General features: G+C 63.5%; 17 protein-coding genes. 2 read left to right on the top strand and 15 right to left on the bottom strand.

Annotated features, from left to right (window positions below; genetic code table 11):
* The first annotated feature begins 4 nt into the window (after window positions 1–4).
* Complete coding sequence (locus B0I00_RS14425) at window positions 5–1,678, top strand: asparagine synthase-related protein (RefSeq protein WP_157812583.1); 1,674 nt, start codon at window positions 5–7, stop codon at window positions 1,676–1,678.
* Here the strand turns inward: B0I00_RS14425 and B0I00_RS14420 are convergent.
* From B0I00_RS14420 to trmB, 11 genes are all read right to left on the bottom strand, one after another.
* A complete protein-coding gene (locus tag B0I00_RS14420) occupies window positions 1,658–3,811 on the bottom strand; it encodes an Atxe2 family lasso peptide isopeptidase (protein ID WP_100868090.1) in 2,154 nt (717 codons plus the stop codon). The two genes, B0I00_RS14425 and B0I00_RS14420, sit on opposite strands and share 21 nt — an antisense overlap.
* Window positions 3,811–6,162 (bottom strand): TonB-dependent receptor plug domain-containing protein, encoded by a 2,352-nt coding sequence (locus tag B0I00_RS14415; RefSeq protein WP_100868089.1) that lies wholly within the window; start codon window positions 6,160–6,162, stop codon window positions 3,811–3,813. Before B0I00_RS14415 ends, B0I00_RS14420 begins: the two co-directional genes overlap by 1 nt.
* Before the next feature lie 84 nt (window positions 6,163–6,246).
* Window positions 6,247–6,888, bottom strand: coding sequence for an RNA polymerase sigma factor (locus B0I00_RS14410; protein ID WP_198519261.1), 642 nt, complete (start codon window positions 6,886–6,888; stop codon window positions 6,247–6,249).
* A gap of 258 nt (window positions 6,889–7,146) precedes the next feature.
* Window positions 7,147–7,689, bottom strand: coding sequence for a GntR family transcriptional regulator (locus B0I00_RS14405; protein WP_232730270.1), 543 nt, complete (start codon window positions 7,687–7,689; stop codon window positions 7,147–7,149).
* A 68-nt stretch (window positions 7,690–7,757) separates the two neighbouring features.
* Entirely contained in the window at window positions 7,758–8,624 is an 867-nt protein-coding gene (locus B0I00_RS14400) for a phytanoyl-CoA dioxygenase family protein (protein WP_100868087.1), read from the bottom strand.
* The gene (locus B0I00_RS14395) at window positions 8,621–9,250 is read right to left on the bottom strand and encodes an acyl-homoserine-lactone synthase (protein ID WP_332870777.1); all 630 of its coding nucleotides are present in this window, start codon (window positions 9,248–9,250) and stop codon (window positions 8,621–8,623) included. The genes B0I00_RS14400 and B0I00_RS14395 overlap by 4 nt, the downstream gene beginning before the upstream one ends.
* Before the next feature lie 114 nt (window positions 9,251–9,364).
* Window positions 9,365–10,144, bottom strand: coding sequence for a LuxR family transcriptional regulator (locus tag B0I00_RS14390; RefSeq protein WP_100868086.1), 780 nt, complete (start codon window positions 10,142–10,144; stop codon window positions 9,365–9,367).
* A gap of 242 nt (window positions 10,145–10,386) precedes the next feature.
* Window positions 10,387–10,896, bottom strand: a complete 510-nt coding sequence (locus B0I00_RS14385) for a DNA -binding domain-containing protein (protein ID WP_100868085.1) — start codon at window positions 10,894–10,896, stop codon at window positions 10,387–10,389.
* Window positions 10,897–10,921: 25 nt separating this feature from the next.
* Complete coding sequence (locus B0I00_RS17315; RefSeq protein WP_232730269.1) at window positions 10,922–11,221, bottom strand: transcriptional regulator domain-containing protein; 300 nt, start codon at window positions 11,219–11,221, stop codon at window positions 10,922–10,924.
* A 213-nt stretch (window positions 11,222–11,434) separates the two neighbouring features.
* Window positions 11,435–12,748, bottom strand: a complete 1,314-nt coding sequence (locus B0I00_RS14375; RefSeq protein WP_232730268.1) for a tyrosine-type recombinase/integrase — start codon at window positions 12,746–12,748, stop codon at window positions 11,435–11,437.
* 112 nt (window positions 12,749–12,860) lie between these two features.
* Complete coding sequence (gene trmB / locus B0I00_RS14370; protein ID WP_100868083.1) at window positions 12,861–13,577, bottom strand: tRNA (guanine(46)-N(7))-methyltransferase TrmB; 717 nt, start codon at window positions 13,575–13,577, stop codon at window positions 12,861–12,863.
* Window positions 13,578–13,726: 149 nt separating this feature from the next.
* Here trmB and B0I00_RS14365 point away from each other — a divergent pair, with 149 nt between their 5' ends.
* On the top strand, window positions 13,727–14,527 hold the full coding sequence (locus B0I00_RS14365; protein ID WP_100868082.1) for a helix-turn-helix domain-containing protein: 801 nt from the start codon (window positions 13,727–13,729) through the stop codon (window positions 14,525–14,527).
* 18 nt (window positions 14,528–14,545) lie between these two features.
* Here B0I00_RS14365 and B0I00_RS14360 read toward each other — a convergent pair whose 3' ends face one another.
* The 4 genes from B0I00_RS14360 to B0I00_RS14345 all read right to left on the bottom strand — a co-directional run bounded on the left by B0I00_RS14360 (window position 14,546) and on the right by B0I00_RS14345 (window position 17,748).
* Window positions 14,546–16,081: an ArnT family glycosyltransferase gene (locus B0I00_RS14360; protein WP_100868081.1), complete on the bottom strand. Its 1,536-nt coding sequence runs from the start codon at window positions 16,079–16,081 to the stop codon at window positions 14,546–14,548.
* A 51-nt stretch (window positions 16,082–16,132) separates the two neighbouring features.
* Window positions 16,133–16,339, bottom strand: a complete 207-nt coding sequence (locus tag B0I00_RS14355) for a hypervirulence associated TUDOR domain-containing protein (RefSeq protein ID WP_100868080.1) — start codon at window positions 16,337–16,339, stop codon at window positions 16,133–16,135.
* Between the two features lie 157 nt (window positions 16,340–16,496).
* Window positions 16,497–17,192, bottom strand: coding sequence for a response regulator transcription factor CtrA (gene ctrA, locus B0I00_RS14350; RefSeq protein ID WP_100868079.1), 696 nt, complete (start codon window positions 17,190–17,192; stop codon window positions 16,497–16,499).
* Window positions 17,193–17,358: 166 nt separating this feature from the next.
* Complete coding sequence (locus B0I00_RS14345) at window positions 17,359–17,748, bottom strand: DUF4112 domain-containing protein (protein WP_100868179.1); 390 nt, start codon at window positions 17,746–17,748, stop codon at window positions 17,359–17,361.
* Window positions 17,749–17,812: the final 64 nt, after the last annotated feature.

Here is a 17,812-nt window from a genome sequence, read left to right as displayed (position 1 = left end):
GGAAATGGCGGTCCGCCCCGCCGAAGCCTGTTCCGCCAAACCCAGACTTTGGCTTGGGGCAGGTACTCGTTCGATTGAGCTGGAATGGGGTGCGCGGATCATCGGACCGCTGTTCCAGCGCAGTCGGTCCGGCCTCGTCGATGCGCGTGGTGACGCTCTCCCGGCACGCGGATCACCCGCTAAAATCGCGAACTGGCTGAACCGGGAATGCTGGGGCGCCTATCTGGCGATTCTACCGGGGCACGACAACGGCGGACTCGAAGTCTTCGCCGATCCCTCCGGTCTTCTGCCGGTCTACCGGACTGTCGGCCGCACGCACATCCTGATTGCTTCAGCGGCCGGGCTCTTCGCGCAAGCCGGGCAAGCTCAGCTCGCGGTCGACTGGGCTGCGCTTGGCACGCACCTTTGCTGGCCCGAACTGCGGAAGGCAGCAACTTGTCTCGCCGGCGTGGATGAACTGACGCCAGGCACGCTCTATCACATCGACTACCCGGCCAAGTCGCCTCAAGCTGTCTGGCGCCCGCAAGACTTCATGCCCGCCGGGCCCGCACCGGACTTTCGTGAGGCGGCAAGGGCGCTGCGATCTTGTTCGCAGGAAATCGTCGGCGCATGGGCTGATCTCGCCGGGCCGGTCGTCGTCGCCGCATCGGGCGGCGTAGATTCCTCTCTGATCTGCGCCGCCCTTGCCGCAGGTGGTCACAGGTTCGGTTGCGCTACGATCGCTACCGCCGACCCGAGCGGTGATGAACGCGTCTTTGTAGAAGCTCTCGCCAATCATCTCGGTGTGGCGATGGATGCTGCCATCTACGAACCCGCCTCAATCGATTTGACGCAGTCCGCGTCGGCCGGCCTGCCGAGCCCCAGCCGCAGAACCCTTGCGCTGGCGATCGACGCCGAACTGGACAAGGCCCGATGCGAGCTCGGAGCTAATGCCATATTCGACGGGAACGGCGGCGATAGCCTGTTTTGCTTTCTGCATTCCGCGGCCCCCGTAGTCGATCGACTGCAAGCCGAGGGCATGCTGGCAGCTTGGCCGACTCTCCATGACATGTGCGCAGTCACGGGCGCCGATTTGTCGGCCATGCTCAAGGCAGTCTGGCGGCGCATGCGGCGAACGACCCGGCCAAACCGTTGGCCAGCCGATTGGGGAATGCTGGCGAATGTGTCTGAGAACATGCATCTGCCACAGGCACTCACGCCATGGTTCGATGTCGACGTGGGCATCCACGGCGGAAAGCATGATCATCTGGCCCTGATCATGCGCGCACAGAACCATATCCATGGGCTCGATGTCGTCAGGGTTCCTCGTTTTTCACCGCTGATGAGCCAACCGCTGGTCGAACTCTGTCTGAGTCTCCCGACCTGGCTGTGGTGCAGTGGAGGAATCAACCGTGCTCTGGCGCGAGCGGCTTTCGCCGATGTGCTTCCGCAAGCCGTGCTTCGCCGGACTTCCAAGGCTGGGCCGGACAGTTTCCTGCGCCATCTGTTCGCCGGGAACCGGGTGCAAATCCGGACCACGATTCTCGACGGACATCTTGCCCGCAATGCCCTTCTCGACCGTGCGGCGGTCGAGGCGGCGATGGCGACCGACACCCTGTCCGCCGATGCGGTCGCCTATCGGCTGCTTGACCTTTGCGAAGCCGAGGCCTGGGTAACGTCATGGATCGGGCAAGGGTGATGGACCACAAACCGGATTGGCCGGCGCGCCTCTCATCTTGCGCCAGCGATCGAACTGCGCCGCCTTAGCCGGGGCGCAGGTCATCCGGCCCATCAGCCAGAATTCGAACCATTCGACCGCGCGGTCGTACATTGCCAGGCGGTGCGCGGGTTGCCATTTGACGTGGCCCTCGCCCGGGAGGACATAGAGTTCGAAGGGTTTGTGTCGCAGGCGAAATGCCGCCTCGACGTCGAGCCCCCCTTCGTATTCGCTGTCGCTGCTCTGGACCAGGATCGGGGCTTCGATCTTATCAACGTTTGCGACCATCGACATCGGCTTCCAGAACGCGTCCGCGTCGGGCTCGAAGAATCGATACCCTATCTCGCGCCCTTGGTTCTGAAAGCTTGGACCCGCGGATAACGGATACGAATCCGGTCCCTCGCAGCACGTACCCATCGCGGCAACCTTGAAAAGCCGGCTGTTGATCAACGCCCATTGCACGGTCGATGACCCGTCACTGAATCCGCTGATGCCCATCCGCTGGGGATCGACGGTTCCCGTGTCGATCGCCTTCTGCACCGCCATCTCAAGCGCGCTTTGGGTGCTGCGACGATCGATCCAGTCTTTGCGTTCCTCGCGCATAACGTCGATTTCGGCCGCTCCCTGCTTGGCAGCGGGCAGGAAGTCAGGGCGGCTGAAACTCAATACCGCGAAACCGCGCCCGGCAAGTACCTGGATCGGAAACACATCGCCGGTTCCGCCGCGCAAGAAGCCGACGCTGTTGTACTGCACCACGACCAGGGGATGCCGTTCGCCCTTGCGGTGACCGGGCGGCAGGACAAGGTCCGCGAAGCACTCGACCCCGTAGGCATTGCGGAAATGAAACCGCTGCACCGTGCCAAGGCGTAACCGCGTCCCAAACTGCGGATTGGGGTTGTAGATCAGGCGCTCTTTGCCGGACACGGGATTGATCGCAACCATGCGGCGCGGCGTGGTTGAGCCTTCGCGCGCGCAGATCAATTCGCGCCCCGATTTGTCGCAACCGATCAGCATGTCATCGGTTTCGAGCACTACCCGCGGCGCCTTCTGGCCGAGCCGCCAGGCGATGACGCTGGTCCGGCTTCTTGCCCAGCCGCCACGAACGACCCCAAACAGCGTATGGCCATCGTCTGCCCACCAAAGCTGCGCGACGCGCGTGCACAGGCGCTCATCGCAGGAAATCCGGCGGCCCGTCCCATCGGCCAATACGAGTTCCACCGGGCTAAGGACTTTGCTCGGGTCGACCGCTTGGGTCCAGGCCGCAACGCCCTTGGGGCCCACAGTGAACATCCTTGCTTCTGATGGCACCGCCCCCGGACGTGTCGGCGTAATGAGCGCAACTTCATCGGGTGCGGCCGTGCGCTTCGTCCCGTCGCCGATGTTCCATCGCGTTAATTCGAGCGGATGGGGCCGTGTCGGAAGCGGTTGATCGCCCATATCGGGGGCGAACCGCTCGTCGAACAGATAACCCTGGTGCGCTTCTCGTGCGATCTCATCGACTTCTTCGCGCAATGCAGGTCGTGTCGCGACAATGAGGGCGGCGCCATCTTTCGCCCAGGCCAAGTCCTCGACATCATCGGGCATAAGGGTGGCTTGGCGAGGCGGTTCTTGTCCTGCCGCATCGACAAGCCAGACCTGCGCGGTGCCTCCGGTGCGTTTGATATAGGCGATTGTCTTGCCATCAGGTGACCAGCGCGGTTTTATGACCTGTGGCCACCCTGCGGCGATCGCCGTGAAGTTGCGCAACGGGTAGCTTTCGCGGATCAGGCTGCCGCCGCGGTCGCGTTCGACCGGGGCTTTCGCCGCGTCGAGAGGCATGACCATGAGGCGTTGACAATAGCCGTTGGCGGCCGGATTTGCCCTCCGGAGAACAAAGGCGATCTGTTTGCCATCGGGCGAAATACCGAATGGACTGATCGGGTCGGACGGATCCCAACGGCCAATATCTGCGAGCTCAACGAGATCGCTGGAGGTGACAGGTCGTGTTGTACCGGGTCCCTTGGCCTGGTCGAAATATGGGCAGGGATCGATCTGTTCGGTAGGGGAAGCCCCGAGCGGGAGCATATCGAAAGGCAAGCTCGCCTGGGCGAGCGCGACTGCAAGCACAAAGCTCATTACCAGTACCCCCGCACGCCGACCGCGATGAACCGGCCGATCGGCGAGTAATTGGTCGAATCGTAGGGTGTGTCGGTTGGTCCGGTCACACCGATGGGTTCGGGCTTGTCGTTGAACAGGTTGGAGACCGACAACGACAGCGACAGTCGAGGCCTGTCATCCTCGCCCTCGATCAGTGTGTACCGAGCTGACAGGTCGACCGTCGCGCTCCCTGGCAGCCGCGTGACCGTGGCGAAGCGGCGATCCTCGAGCGTGCCGGTATAATTGACTGCCAGCGACACCTGGGACCGGTGCGATTGCAGACTAGCGCTTGCGCGCAGGCGGAATTCGGGCGGATTGAACACCGTCCCCGCCAGCTGGACCACAGGCAAGTCCGGTGTCACCTGCTGGCTGGTGTCGAGCCAGGCACCGCTTACATCAAGGCTGACGCGGCGATCTCCGCCGAGGTCCTTGCGCCAGGCAAGACGGGCATCCACGCCGCGGATTGCCTGTACTGCGACGTTGATGTTGCGGTTGTCGAGGTAGGCCGCGACCTGGGTGGAATCGTAGGCCTGGCCCGAGAAGTTCTCGAGACCGTAGAGCGCGCCTGCAATCAGCGAGTCCAGGGCTTGCGCGCTCGGGCTATAGTCGATCAGAGAAGCATAGCCGGGATCGCGGAACGCCGTGGCGGGAGAGCCTGCGATCGGGCGGAGGACCCGGTCACGATACCGCACGTCGAACCACGTCGCGCTGACCGTCAGCCCAGGGACGCCTTGGGGATGGAAGTCAAACCCGGCCGTCCAGCTGCGCGCATGTTCAGGCTTGAGATCGGGATTTCCGCCGCTGGCATAGACCAGCGTGGTCCCGGCGGGCCCGGCCCCATAACGACTGGCCGGGAGAAGGAACACCTCGTAGCCGAGGTATTGCTGGAACAGCGAGGGTGCCTTGAACGAACGCGACCAGGTGCCGCGCAGGGTCAGATCCGGGACCGGGGCATAGACCAGCCCGAGCCGCGGGGTCGCGAGCCTGGCCATACCCGGGTAGTCTTCGTAGCGCAGCGAGGCGGACAGGCTGAGCCGGTCGATCGCCCGCACGCCGTTGGCTGGCGCAATGAAGGGCAAGAACACCTCGCCGTAGGCGAAATAGTTGCGGCGCGAGACGTCGAAAGCGGCGCTCGGCGTTCCGGCGACGACCCGGGTAAAGGCCATCCCGTTGCTGCGGTAGCCACCTCCGAAGGCGACCCGGGCGTCACCTCCAGCGAGCGCGAACAGTGGGCCTTCGAGCCCCAGTTCGACCGAACTCGCACGGTTGCAATAACAACCGGTGGTGAGCGTCGCGGTGCCAGGCGTTGGGGTGAACAACGTCGACAGTTGCGTGCGGTCGCGGCCCAGCACCCCGACAAGCTTCGCGCTCCAGTCCGATCCCAGCTTGAGCTCGAACGAGGGCGCGACGGTGAACGTCTCGACCTCGGGCGAGAACCGGAATCGCGCGCTCGCGGTGCCCCCGACGATCTCGGAGGTGCGCCTGGCGTAGAGCACGTCGATGCTTGCGGTGAGACCGCCGCCCAGGTCCTGGTGCGCGCTTAGCGTCGCAGCGTGATGGCGCTGGGAAGGGTAGAGATACCTGACCGGATCGAGCGAGCCGGAATAGCTGCGCTGCCGCGCGGTGATCTGCGAATTGTGGGCATAGTCGTAGGCCAACATCATCCCACCGCCGGACCAGCGCGCGCCGGTCACCAGGTCGGCCTGCTGGCGGAAGTTCCCGCCATCGGTGCTGGCACCAAGCTGCGCGGAGGCCTCGATCCCCTCAAAATCGCGACGCAGGATCACATTGACCACGCCCGCAACCGCGTCAGAACCGTAAATGGCCGAAGCGCCGTCGGGCATCACCTCGATCCGGTCGACCGCGGCCAGCGGGATCGCCGAGATGTCGACCCCGCCAAACGCAGAATCGTAGGGCAGCCGGTGACTGTTGAGGAGCGTCAGCGTGGCATCTGCCCCGAGACCTCGCAGGTTGACGTTCGACGCCGAATTGACGTTGGCGTTGACGAAGCCGGCACCAGTGCCGACGCCGGGGTTCTGCCCTCCACCGAAGTTCTGCGGCAGCGCTCGGGTGGCTTCCCCGAGATCGACCTGTCCCGCGCTGACAATCGCGTCGCGGGGTAGCGTCGTCATGTCGCTGGCGGCGACAGCACCGCGAATGCGCGATCCGGTCACAACTATCGTCTGACCCTTGGCGCTATCGCCGGGATCGTCCTTGCTCGGCGTGTCTTCAGCCTCGCTTGCCGCAGCCTGCGCCGCGCAGACCTGCGGGACGAGCGCCAGCGCGACGCCGGCGAGAAGGGTCGGAATTGCTTTGCTCTTTAACGACATGAACTGCTCCCTTGGTCATGTCGGCCGCCTCTTCGGGCCTGGCCGATACAGGGAATGACGCAGCCCGCAGCCCACACCTTAGTTTCAACTGAAATTATTTTTCCGGCGACGGTTGGAACAGGGCCGCGACACGGTAGCATCCACGAGGTCGGCGGATTGGGTCGCTCGGCGAAGCTGGGTGAGGGCGCGCATCATGTGGTATTCGACTGTCGCCAGTGAGATGCCTAGCGCCGCCTGGATTTCCCGGTAGGACATACCGCCGAACCGGCTCATGACGAACACCCGCCGGGTCTTCAATGGCAGGTTCGCGAGTGCCCGGTCGACCACGATCTGGAGGTCGTCGGCCTCGATCCGGTGTTCCTGCTCGGCATGGCTCAGCGCATCATGCGCATCGAGAATCGGCAGCAGTTCGATTCGGCAGCGGGTGCGCCGCGCGCGATCGATCAGCAGGTTGCGCGCGATGCGGTAAAGAAACCCGAGCGGATTGATCAGCTCGAAAAGCTGCGGACTGGCAGCAGCGCGCAGGAACACCTCGTGAAGAAGATCGGGGGCCACATCGGCTCCCGCCTGGCGGGCCAGGTAGCGGAGCAAGCCCGCCCGCTCCCGACGGTAGATCGGTTCGAGCATGGCAAAGCGATCACCAAAGCCCGATCTCGCCGGTGGTCCGCAAGTCTGAAGCGAATCCGGCGCGACAAACGGCGGCGCCGCCTCGAGCAAAATGAACATAGAGGCACCCAGCGTGGCGCAACCAAGCCGCCCCCGCCTTGGCAGGGTAGCTTGGCTTCCAGCGCTGTGCCGTCGTTCGGATGCAGGGCATCCTTAGCCGATACGGCCGCCGGGCTAGGTGAAGACCGGCGCGTTTGATGCCTGGCAAGATATCGGCGCAGTCAATCGCCAGCAACAGGACTACGCACCGACTTTGTGCCAGCGCGGTCCTTCTGTTGCAAGACCACGGGTGTTTGCCGTACCTGCAAATGCAGGCAGTTAGCCCGGTTTTGGACCTAACTCGAGCCGGAAGACATACTCCGATGCCAACTCGCAGCGCCGGTCGTGGTACGAAGCCAGCCAGCTGTCACGCGCAAGAGGATCGACGTCTTCGACGATCACGCGACCAAACGTCTCGATCTCGATTTCGCAGCCCGCGATAAGTTCGGGATCGAGGCAGCGTACCGGATGAAGCCGATCATTGAGCGCTTCCACCACCTCGACAACGGCCGTGCTGCCCGAAGCTGCCGCAACCCCAGCAAAGAGTCGCGCGACCCGCTCTGGATAAGGCGACGGTTCGTCGCTCCAGTCCATCTCCACGTCGCTGGCGACCATGACGATCACGGCCCTGCTCAGCAGGTCCCGGTTGAATCCGAAGAGGTCGCGAAGCTGGCGCTCCCCGATCCGCGCGACTCTGTAACCCTCTCCGGGCCACAGTTCGACCAGCCGCTCGCCGACCAGGCGGTTGAGACTGTCGCGCACCGGGGTCACGCTTACGCCCAGTTCATCGGCCAGTTTTGTGGCCTCAAGACGCATTCCCATGGGCCAAGAGCCCGCCTTGAGCCGGCTCTTGAGGCCCTGATAGGTCGGCTCAAGCACATGAGCCGGACTCATTTCCGGTCACGGCGCTCGGATGCGAAAGCCGCGACAGCGAGTTCCTGGTCCGGACGAAGGCAGTCGGTCGCGCGCGGGTGCGAGGGGACCTCGCCGCGAAGCAGGATCGACGGGCATTGCCCTTCGTAGTTTCCGAGATTGGGGCGGTGCTGTGCATAGCCGGCAAGGTCCGCAAGCTCGGGGGCGAAGTGGCTGGCGATCGATGGGGGATAGGCCAGCCACGGGTTTTCATAGGGCTTAAGCCATCCCAGGCTATAGCCGATCACGATCCCTCGCCGAACGAAGTTCGACCGGTTCGGGCCCGCACCGTGGACCGTCGACCCCAAAAAACAGATCGCGGATCCCGGGCCGCATTCGGCGGCGATGGGATCGCCGAGGTCATTGAGCGATTCGATGTGCTGGTGGTGACTGCCCGGGTAGATTCGCGTCGCTCCATTTTCGGCCGTGAATGGCGTCAGTGGCCACATCACGTTGACCAGATACTCATGGCTGCCCTTGATCCCCGCCCACATGTCGTGATCGCAATGGGGAAATTGCTCGATCTCACCAGGGTGTATCTCGATGGCCTGCGCGACATTGAGCTGGATCCGCTCGCAAGCGGAGGCCAGGATTCCGCGCGCGAGCCCAAGAACGGTCGGCTCGAGAACCAGACTTGCGGCCCGCGGCGAGCGCCGCAGCAGGCTTCCGAACCGCTTGGTGCGATGCCCGTAGAAATCGCCGTCACCAAATGGAGTTAGCGTGAAGTCAGATTCGAGATCCGCTTCGAGCGCGGCGAGTTCGCTGGTCGGCAGGAGGTCCGGGATGATCGCGTAGCCCGTGTCGAGCAACCGCTTCTCCCAGTCACGGATCGATGCGGCAGTCATTGAAGAGCTCCTGCCATTACCAGTCCGGGGCTCGCCGGACTGTAGATACCCGACGCCGCCAAGCTGCTCGGAGTCTGCGCATCGATCCGGATGTGCAAAGCCACCAGTCGATGATTGCCGACCTCCCGTGCTTCGCCGAGCGCCCGGCAGTCCCATCCAAACCGTTCAATCTGTCCGAACCAACCCGGGCTGGCGACCCCGGTGTAATCGGTAATGCCGCTACGCAGGGCATGGTCTGCAAGCGCGGTAACCAGTTGGTTGCGCACTTCGCGCCGCTCGCGCGCGTTCAGACCGGGTTCGAGACAGAAGCGGGTGATTTCCCGGCAAGTCGGTCCTGACGGGATCGACTCATCACAAAGCTGGCCGAACAGATCAGCCAGGATGTGTGGACCTTCGGTGCGCAGAAGTCGCGCCGACGCACGATGGCCACCTGCCTGGTCGGTCAAGATGAGGTATTCGGCATCGACGTTATCGAACTGGTCGATCTCGTAGCGTCCTTCAAGGACTGGCACCTGCCATTTCAGGAGGTCGACGAACACGCGCTTGCGCGCTTCGAACATGGCGCGCAGCGCAAGATCCTGGCGCGACAATCCTGTCGGTTGCAAAGTCGAAAACATGGCGAGCATCCCGTCTCGTTGATAACGGGACCGTTCGACCAGCGCAGAGGCGCGAGCGATATACCAAGAAAAGGGGATGCCAGCGCAGAATTTCGCGCTCCTGCGCAGGCCGGCTTGGGCGAGCTAGCTGTCCAACAAGGCGGCGATCGACCGGGTCCTTGCGCGCCACCCAAAGATGTCGCCGAAACCGATGAGCCCGTGGTACAGCGCGCTCAGGATCAACGATTGCCGACAATGGACGTCATACCGCTCGCGCGCCATCTTGAGATGCTGCACAACGGTTTCCGCGCTGATCCCGAGGATGATGGCAGTCTCCGCAGCCGTCTTTCCGCGCGCAGACCACAGCAAGCAATCCCGTTGTCGGTCGCTAAGCACGGCCTTTGCAGGCCGACCGGCATCGCCGCAAATCTCGAGTGCACTGACCAGCGCAAGCCCGCCTACAATTTCTGCCGCAAACAGGCCGGGCTTCGGCAGTTCCTGTCCCGGCGCCACGGCAAAGGTGCAGGTTCCCCGCGTCGTACCAGGAAGGAAGCGGGGAACCGTGTAGCCGTCGCCGATGCCGCATTCGCGGCCCACTGCAAGCATTTGGCGATCTCCCCTGGTCAACGGGATCAGTCGCTCGAGCTTCTGCCACGAAAAACCGACCATCGATTTGTCACAGGCGCGGCGTACCGGATCGCGTCCGGCAAGGTCGAAGCTGACATAGACCCTGGCCCATTCGTCCGGATAGTCATGCAGCAGAACCGCCGGTGCAGTTTCAAGGCTCGACGGCGATTCAAGGGTCAGCGCAAAGTGATCGAATCCCAATTGCTGCGTTGCCTTTGTAAGCGCCAGCGCCAGATCTTTTTCCAAGTTGGCATCTTGCAGCTCGCCCACGAACCCTTCCACGACTTCAATACACATGAGCCGACCATTCGGTTGACCTGGCGTTTCCCAATCCACCCGGTGCCAACCGTCCAGCAGTGCCCGGACCACGCGGCTTCAACCCGCGCGTCCAGGCTGTTGACGTAACCCTCCCAATAGAATTTCAGCGAAAGAATAACTAGAAGATCGAGTCCGTACGAGACCGCCAAGTCTAAAGATTGTTGCGATAGCAACGCTCGGTTCATGCTTCATTCTGCTTATACTGCGACAAGTTGCCCAACTCAATCGCTTGTTCGCTCGGTTGCTGACCGATCCTCGCCCGCGTTGCTTCTGCCGGCTGGCCGTGAAATCCGGCCCTTGAGGAGTTCGCGGTATCCCTCCAGCATCAGGTGGCGTGCACCGTTCACAAGTCGCTGCGTCTGCCGCCTTTGCGACGAGTTCTTCCATTCGATAGCGCGTCCCAGATCGTGACGGGGGTACAGGATGGTTTCCGCTAATTGTCGCAAGTTCGGCTTCTGCCGTTCGGTCGCATGAAGAAAGTCGAGGGCCTGGAGCATCCAGTTCAAACGGCTGCGCTGCGCCGCGGTCGGATGCAGGCAGTCATGCGGCAGGCACGTTTCCGTGCCGAAGAGCCGCAGCGCCGCTGCCATCCGCATCGGCCAACAGCTGTCGGGAATGATCGCGACATGATGTCCGCCGGGATGGTCCGGCGCCACAATCTTCACACGGTGTAGGCGGCTGTGGTGGCTCAGAACCATGTGCCGGTCGGTTCCGTCCGATAAGTCGAACACGACCGCACGACTGGACAAGGTCCTTTCAAAATCGATCCCGGTCAGACTTTGCGGTGTGGGGGCAAGCACGATGACCGCAGGGGCGATGTCCGACTGCCAGATCGCCGGATTGGCTTCGGCGGCGAGGTTTGGGCAAATCGGGAAAGGTCAGGCCCCAGCTTCGGGCCATCTCCTGGCAGTTCGGAGCAAGCGGGTCGAGTTCGGTCAGTCCCCCAAGAGCAGCATATTGTCGCTGGTAGTCGCGATTGCGACGCAGGAATTCCTGGGCGAACCCAGAGAAATCGAGACGCCGAACTCGTGCGTCAACCGGACCGAAAAACTCCACGGATTTTCTCCCGCAATCGTCGGGAGTTAGAGTTCCGATTGCATCCGCGGGCTATTCCGAGGTGAGGGTAGGCCCATCCCCAAAACTTGGCAGTTCAAGGTGGCGTGAATGCCCGACGTTTGGCTGCTGGGACGAACGTCAGCGGCTTCAACCGCTGGACGCAGCTATAGAATTCAGTCTGTTAGCTGCGTTCAAAGACGGCCGAGCCAGAGATCACGCCGAAAACTCAATCCTCTGATGGTGACCGCAAGAAACAGACGGGGCATTTGGCGAACACCCTTCCGCAGTCGCACCCTTGCCGCGAGCAAGGATGGCGACGACATGATCATTCCAATGATCGAGCGCCTCGCGCTTCTCCGCCTTCCAGTCGTGTCGCTGATAAATTCCGGCGACCCCTGTGCGCGATCCGCCAACATGGTTCAGCACGGCTTCGGTAACCTCGAAGCGAACGCCCAATCGCTGGAAGCCGGTCGCGAGGGTTCGCCGAAGATCATGAAGCCGCCAAGGCGCTATCGGATCGCCCCCGTCCTCTGAAACCAGACGGTCCAGCTTCTCCTTCCCCTTATGGTAGCCGGTGAACCCTCCACCTGTTGACGTGGGAAATACCTTTCCGCGGCGGGGCCACTTTTCTCCTCCCGCGACTCCGTCCAGCACAGCGACGGCCAGAGCGTTCAGGGGGATGCGATTGGGTTCGCCGTTTTTTGCCCGATTGCCGGGAAGCGTCCACATCAGTTCAGTTTGGTCGAGTTCCTCCCATGAGAGCGATGCCACTTCTTCGCGCCTCTGGCCGGTCACGATCAGCAGGCGGACGATCGGGCCGAAGCAATGATGCGTCTTGTAAGCCTGGTTCCACACGCGCCCGAGTTCGGAGTCCGAAAGCCAGCGGTCGCGGGCCTTGACCGCAGGTGGCGTCTCCATGCCCTCCATCGGGCTGCGGTCAATGTCGCCGCGACTGACCGCCCATCGGAACAGACGGCGGAGGACGGCAAACACGTTACGCCGATTGGCGACCTGCCGGTCAGGCATCCGATCGAACACTGCCACAATGTCCGCCCGTGTAATCTTGGTGAGAGGTTTTGATTTGAGCACGGGCTTTGTGTGGATGCGCAGGGACCGTCCGACGAGCAACTTCCACCCACGGCCAACGCATGACCTTTCGAAACGGTCAGCGTAATTGTCAAAGGCGAGATCGACTGACTCCCGGCGGCGCTGCTTTTCGACTTCGACAGGATCCACACCCTGGGCAATGAGCAGGGAAAGGCGCAGCGCCTCTTCCCTGGCCGTCGACGGCGTCCATGGCGAGCCATGGCTTCCGATCGTGCATCTTCGCGTTCTGGCCTCCCGCCCGCCCATGCGGAATTGCAGAATGTAGGAGACGGCTCCGGACTTGGTGATCTTGGCACCAAATCCCTTGATTCCATCATCCCACAAAAAGCCTTCTGATCGCGAAGCAATCAACGCATCAATTGTCCGTTTGGTTATCTTTCCACTCGCCATTTTTTCGCCTCCAGACCCGGCGTCCAGCAATCACCCAGCAATCACCGGGTAATCACCGGGGCGGAAACTGCCGCCAAGGGACGAAAACTGTAGCGTAGCTAACCTTCTGTAATAACACGGTAATTCTACGCCAGAGGTATCCCTAAATACGCCTCCAGCGAAAATACCAGACCTCGTGCCCGTAGACAGTCCGCGCCTTGTGTTCGTATCGCGTCTCGGGCCAGCCGCCCGGTCGGTTCTGGAATTGCTCGGGCCGGTCGCACAGCCATTCGAACTGGTCGGCGTGGCGGCGCATCACCATCAGCGCATGGCGCAGGTAGACGGCGTGATCGGTGCCGAAGCGGAACTCTCCACCAGACTTGAGCTTTGCCGCAAAGAGGTCGACAGGGCCGTCGTTCATCATCCGCCGCTTGGCGTGGCGTGCCTTGGGCCAGGGGTCGGGGTGCAACAGGTAGAGGAACGAGAGCGAGCCGTCGGGAATGCGGCGCAGTACCTCGAGCGCATCGCCATGGTGCACGCGCACGTTGCCCAGCGGCGGGTGCGCGCCGTTGTCGCCCGACACGTGGGTCAGCGCCTGGGCCACCCCGTTGAGGAACGGCTCGGCGCCGATGAAGCCGTGGTCGGGCAGCATGTCGGCCCGCGCGGCCATATGCTCTCCCCCGCCGAAGCCGATTTCGAAATGGAGCGCGCAGGGCTCGCCGAACAGCCGCTCGGCGGTCACCTCGCCCTCTTCGGGCACGGCGATCTGCGGCAAAAGATGATCGACCAGGGCCTGCTGCCCGGCGCGCAGCGGCTTGCCTTTGGCGCGGCCGTAAAGGCGGTTGATCGTGGTCGGGTCGCCCGACTTGTAGGCTGTCATGACGCGGGCGTTTGGCAGCCGGCCCGTGACGGGTCAAGCGCGGGGGGCCGGGCAAGACCTGCGGCTTCGCGCGCCGGCTAGCCAAGAAAATTGTGATGGACGCCTGTCGGCACCTGTGGTGAGCAAAGACCATGCCGGCTTCGGACCAAATGCCCAGCGACCTCGCCACGCTGTCAGCGAAGGAGGTCGAGGTGCTGCGCTTGCTGGCGGCCGGTCACACTGTCAAATCGATCGCGGTGCGCCTCGAACGCTCGGAAGCTTCGATCAACGAACGCCTGCGCGACGCGCGGCGCAAGACCGGCGTCGGCAGCAGCCGAGAGTTGGCGCGGCTGCTCGACGCACAAGAAATCTGGGACAAAAAAATCGAACTGTCCGGTAACGCGGTCAACAGCGACCCTTCGCCGCAGCTCCCGACGGGGCGTCAAACGACGAAAGGAACAGCAACGATGCTCATCGCACTACCGATCTTGGCCGTTGGCCTGGCCCTCGCGGCCGATCCTCCGCAATCTCCGCCCGAACCGTTGCCAGCAAAGGCCGCCGTCGCCCCGGCATCGCCACTTGCCGGTCGCTGGGCGCTCGACCTCGAGCGCATCCCGGCGTCCGAACGGCCTCTTGGCGTTACTATCGCGTTCACCAGGTCCGACGACGGACGATGGACGACCGAGGTCGACATCGCCCAGCCGGACGGCGCGCGCCAGCATGCCGCGTCGACCGCGGCAACCGATGGCACGCCGGTTGGGATAACCGGCAACATGAGCTTTATCGATAGCGTGGCGCTGCGCCAGCCAGCGGCCGATACCCTGGTCATGACACTCGGCAAGAAGGGCGCGCCAGTATCCACCCGGGTCTACACCGTTTCGAAGGACCGCCGCAGCATGACCGAGACGATCATCTGGGCATCGGGCGAATTGCCCAAACTCGAAACCACCTACTTCCATCGCGTCGGCTAGCGCGCGAAACTCCGGCACTTACTCGAGTTGCCGGATCTGCGGCCACAATGTGGCGAGCGGCTGGCGCAGGCCCTGGCACCAGACGATCGCCTTGTCGTTCTCGTGCGCCATGGCGAAGCGGGCCCAGGTCGTGCCGACCACGTCGGCATGGGTGCAGACCTTTGCCAGCCGCGCGGGCTCGTCGGTGATCACGATCAGGTTCTGCGGGTTCTGACCGCGCAGGCCCAGAAAGTGGTAATGGTTGTGCCCCGACAGTGCCCGCGGGAGGCCGAAGCGCTTGCCATAGAGGTCGAGCGCGGCTGCCTCGCCGTAGTTGTCGGTCAGGATCGCAGTGCGGGCGCGGTCGGCGGGCGTGACGAAGCGCCAGGTCTGGCCGACCTGCTCGGTGAAGGCGTGCCAGCCCAGCTGGTCTGCAAAGACCTGCGGCAGCACGGTGCCGGCAAAGCTCTTCTCCTGGGCTTGCGGGGCAAGGCCGGTGCGCAGCATGTAGGCCTCGAGCCGGTCGGGCGACAGGATCGGCAGCGCGAGCGGAGCGATCACGGCGGAAAGGGCAATCGCCGCGGCGATCCAGCCGGCCAGCAGCCAGGCTTGCCAGCGCGCCCGGGCCCGCGCGGCCAGCCAAACCGCGCCGCTGGCGAAGAACGCGGGGTAGAGCGCGGCGAGGTAATAGTCCTTCCCCCCGCCCAGCCTGACAAGCACGAAGGTCACCGCATAGGCGGCGACCAGGAAGCGCAGGCGGCGCAGCCCTGCGTCGACGAACGGCGCTACCATCCCGACGATCCAGACCGGGGCAAGCACGGGATTCATGATGAAGGCCTGGTTGGCAATGAAGGCGCCAAAGGCGACCTCCGCGTTCTTGTCCCTGGCGGCGGCCGACAGATCGAGGAAGGGGAAACCGTGCAGCGCCTGCCAGGCGAACGACGGCGCGGCGATGACGGCGGCGATCCCCACGCCGAGCCACAAGGCCTTGCGGCGCAGGAGGTCGCGCTCGAACAGCAGGATGCCGACGGCCAGGCCCACGGCCCAGAGCAGCAGCGAATACTTGACTTGGAGGATGATCCCCGCCGTCACCCCGGCCCACAGCAGCGCGCGATCATCGCCGCCGATCCCGCGCAGCAGCAGCGCGGCAATCAGCGTGAAGGCGAGCGGATCGAAGCTGGAGGTGCTGAGGATCGCGGTCAGCCCCATCAGCACCGGCGCCACTGCGACGGAGAGACCGGCCAGAGTCGCAGCCAGGAGGCCGCCGCCAAGCCCCCGCGCCAGCCTGACTGTCACGAAGGCCAGCGCGGCAGCGGCGATGACGCTGGGCAAGCGCACCCAGAACGCCGTACCGCCGATGTCATAAAGCGCCGCCGCGATGAGCGGAACCAGGGGCGGCTGATCGGCATAGCCGAACGCGGGGTGCTGACCGCAGACGATGAAATAGAGTTCGTCGCGGAACAGGTCATATCGACCGGCCAGGACCAGGTGGATCACACCCGTCAGCGCGGCAAGACCGATGCCCAGCCAATCGGCCGGCCGCGTCGTGTTCGTCATGGAATCAGGCGCAGCCATGCCCTTCAGGGCTGGCACGCGGTAGTTGCCGCGTCAATCGGCCGCCATGCCTCAACCCTTGTGCAGCGCGGCGGCCTTGTGCGCCGCCCGCTTTCCATCCTCGGTTTCGACAAGATACTCCGGATTGTCCTTCGATGCGGCGACCTTGTGGCCCTTGATGGTGATCGGCCGGGTCAGCTTCTTCACTACCTTGCCGTGCGCCGTTCCGCCGTGGCTGTTCCACGACACCGTTGCTCCCGCCTTCAGGTTCGCCGCCATGAGATCGTCTCCTGTGCTCTTTGTCCGTGCAGGTTAAAGCACTTCGAGCGGCGAGCGCGTTCCTGCCGTGCCCGAAAGGGCAGGCGCAACGCAGATAGCAAAACCGCCCGGAACGCGAGCGCTCCGGACGGCCTTCGGTGGTTCTGTCAGCGTGGTGTCAGGCCGCTTCGGCCTTGTCCTCCGGATCGCGCAGCACGTAGCCGCGGCCCCAGACGGTCTCGATGTAGTTCTCGCCGCCGCAGGCATGCGCGAGCTTCTTGCGCAGCTTGCAGATGAACACGTCGATGATCTTGAGTTCGGGTTCGTCCATCCCGCCGTAGAGGTGGTTGAGGAACATTTCCTTGGTCAGCGTGGTGCCCTTGCGCAGCGAGAGCAGTTCCAGCATCGCGTATTCCTTGCCGGTCAGGTGCACGCGGGCGCCATCGACCTCGACCGTCTTGGCATCGAGGTTGACCGCCAGCTTGCCGGTGCGGATGACCGACTGCGAGTGGCCCTTCGAACGGCGCACAACGGCGTGAATGCGGGCGACCAGTTCCTCGCGGTGGAACGGCTTGGTGACGTAATCGTCGGCGCCGAAGCCGAAGCTGCGGACCTTGGAATCCATTTCCGAAATGCCCGAAAGGATCAGGACCGGCGTCTGCACCTTGGCGACGCGCAGCTTCTTGAGCACATCGTAGCCGTGCATGTCGGGCAGGTTCAGGTCGAGCAGGATGATGTCGTAATCATACAGCTTGCCCAGATCCAGGCCTTCTTCGCCCAGGTCCGTCGTGTAGACATTGAACCCTTCGGTCGTCAGCATCAGTTCGATTGCACGGGCCGTGGTCGGCTCGTCCTCGATCAACAACACGCGCATGGGTAACCCCCCTTTGCCCCCGGACTACAACCCTTTGGTAAGGGTCATTGCCCGCTATTAACCATACGACTTGTGAAGTTGAAAGGTTAATTTCCCGTAAACACAGGGAATCCAGGGAGTCGCGTCCTTGCGGCAACAGTCCGCCCGGCGCGCCGGACGACAAGCATCACTGATCGATCAGGCGGGTCTGGGGATGGTGCCGGTCGAGGTGGCTGCGGATGATCTTGAGGTTGCGGGTGTTCGAGCGGTACAGGAAATCGAACAGGTCGCCGGCCAGCGGCACCGCGCCGACGACGGTATCGACCCCGACATTGCCCAGCATCCGCCACACCTGCCAGCGCGACAGGCCAAGGTTGCGCGCCTCCCACACCAGGTAGAGTCCCATGGCGGCGGTGACCACGTCGCCGACCCCCGGGATCAGTCCGACGATTGCATCGAGGCCGACCTTGCGGCGCAGACCCGGGACTTCGATCAGCCCTTCCAGCATCCGCTCGAGCAGTTCGATCCGCTTGCGCACGGATTGCGGATCGCTGCCCACCGGCAGGGTCGCTGTCATGCGGCGCAGATTGCCGCCTGGTCCGGAAACGTCCATCGCATGGCCTTTCAAGCCGAGGCCGGAC

Source organism: Novosphingobium kunmingense (assembly GCF_002813245.1).
In the GTDB taxonomy this organism is placed as follows: domain Bacteria; phylum Pseudomonadota; class Alphaproteobacteria; order Sphingomonadales; family Sphingomonadaceae; genus Novosphingobium; species Novosphingobium kunmingense.
This window is presented reverse-complemented; position numbering and strand designations above follow the sequence as displayed.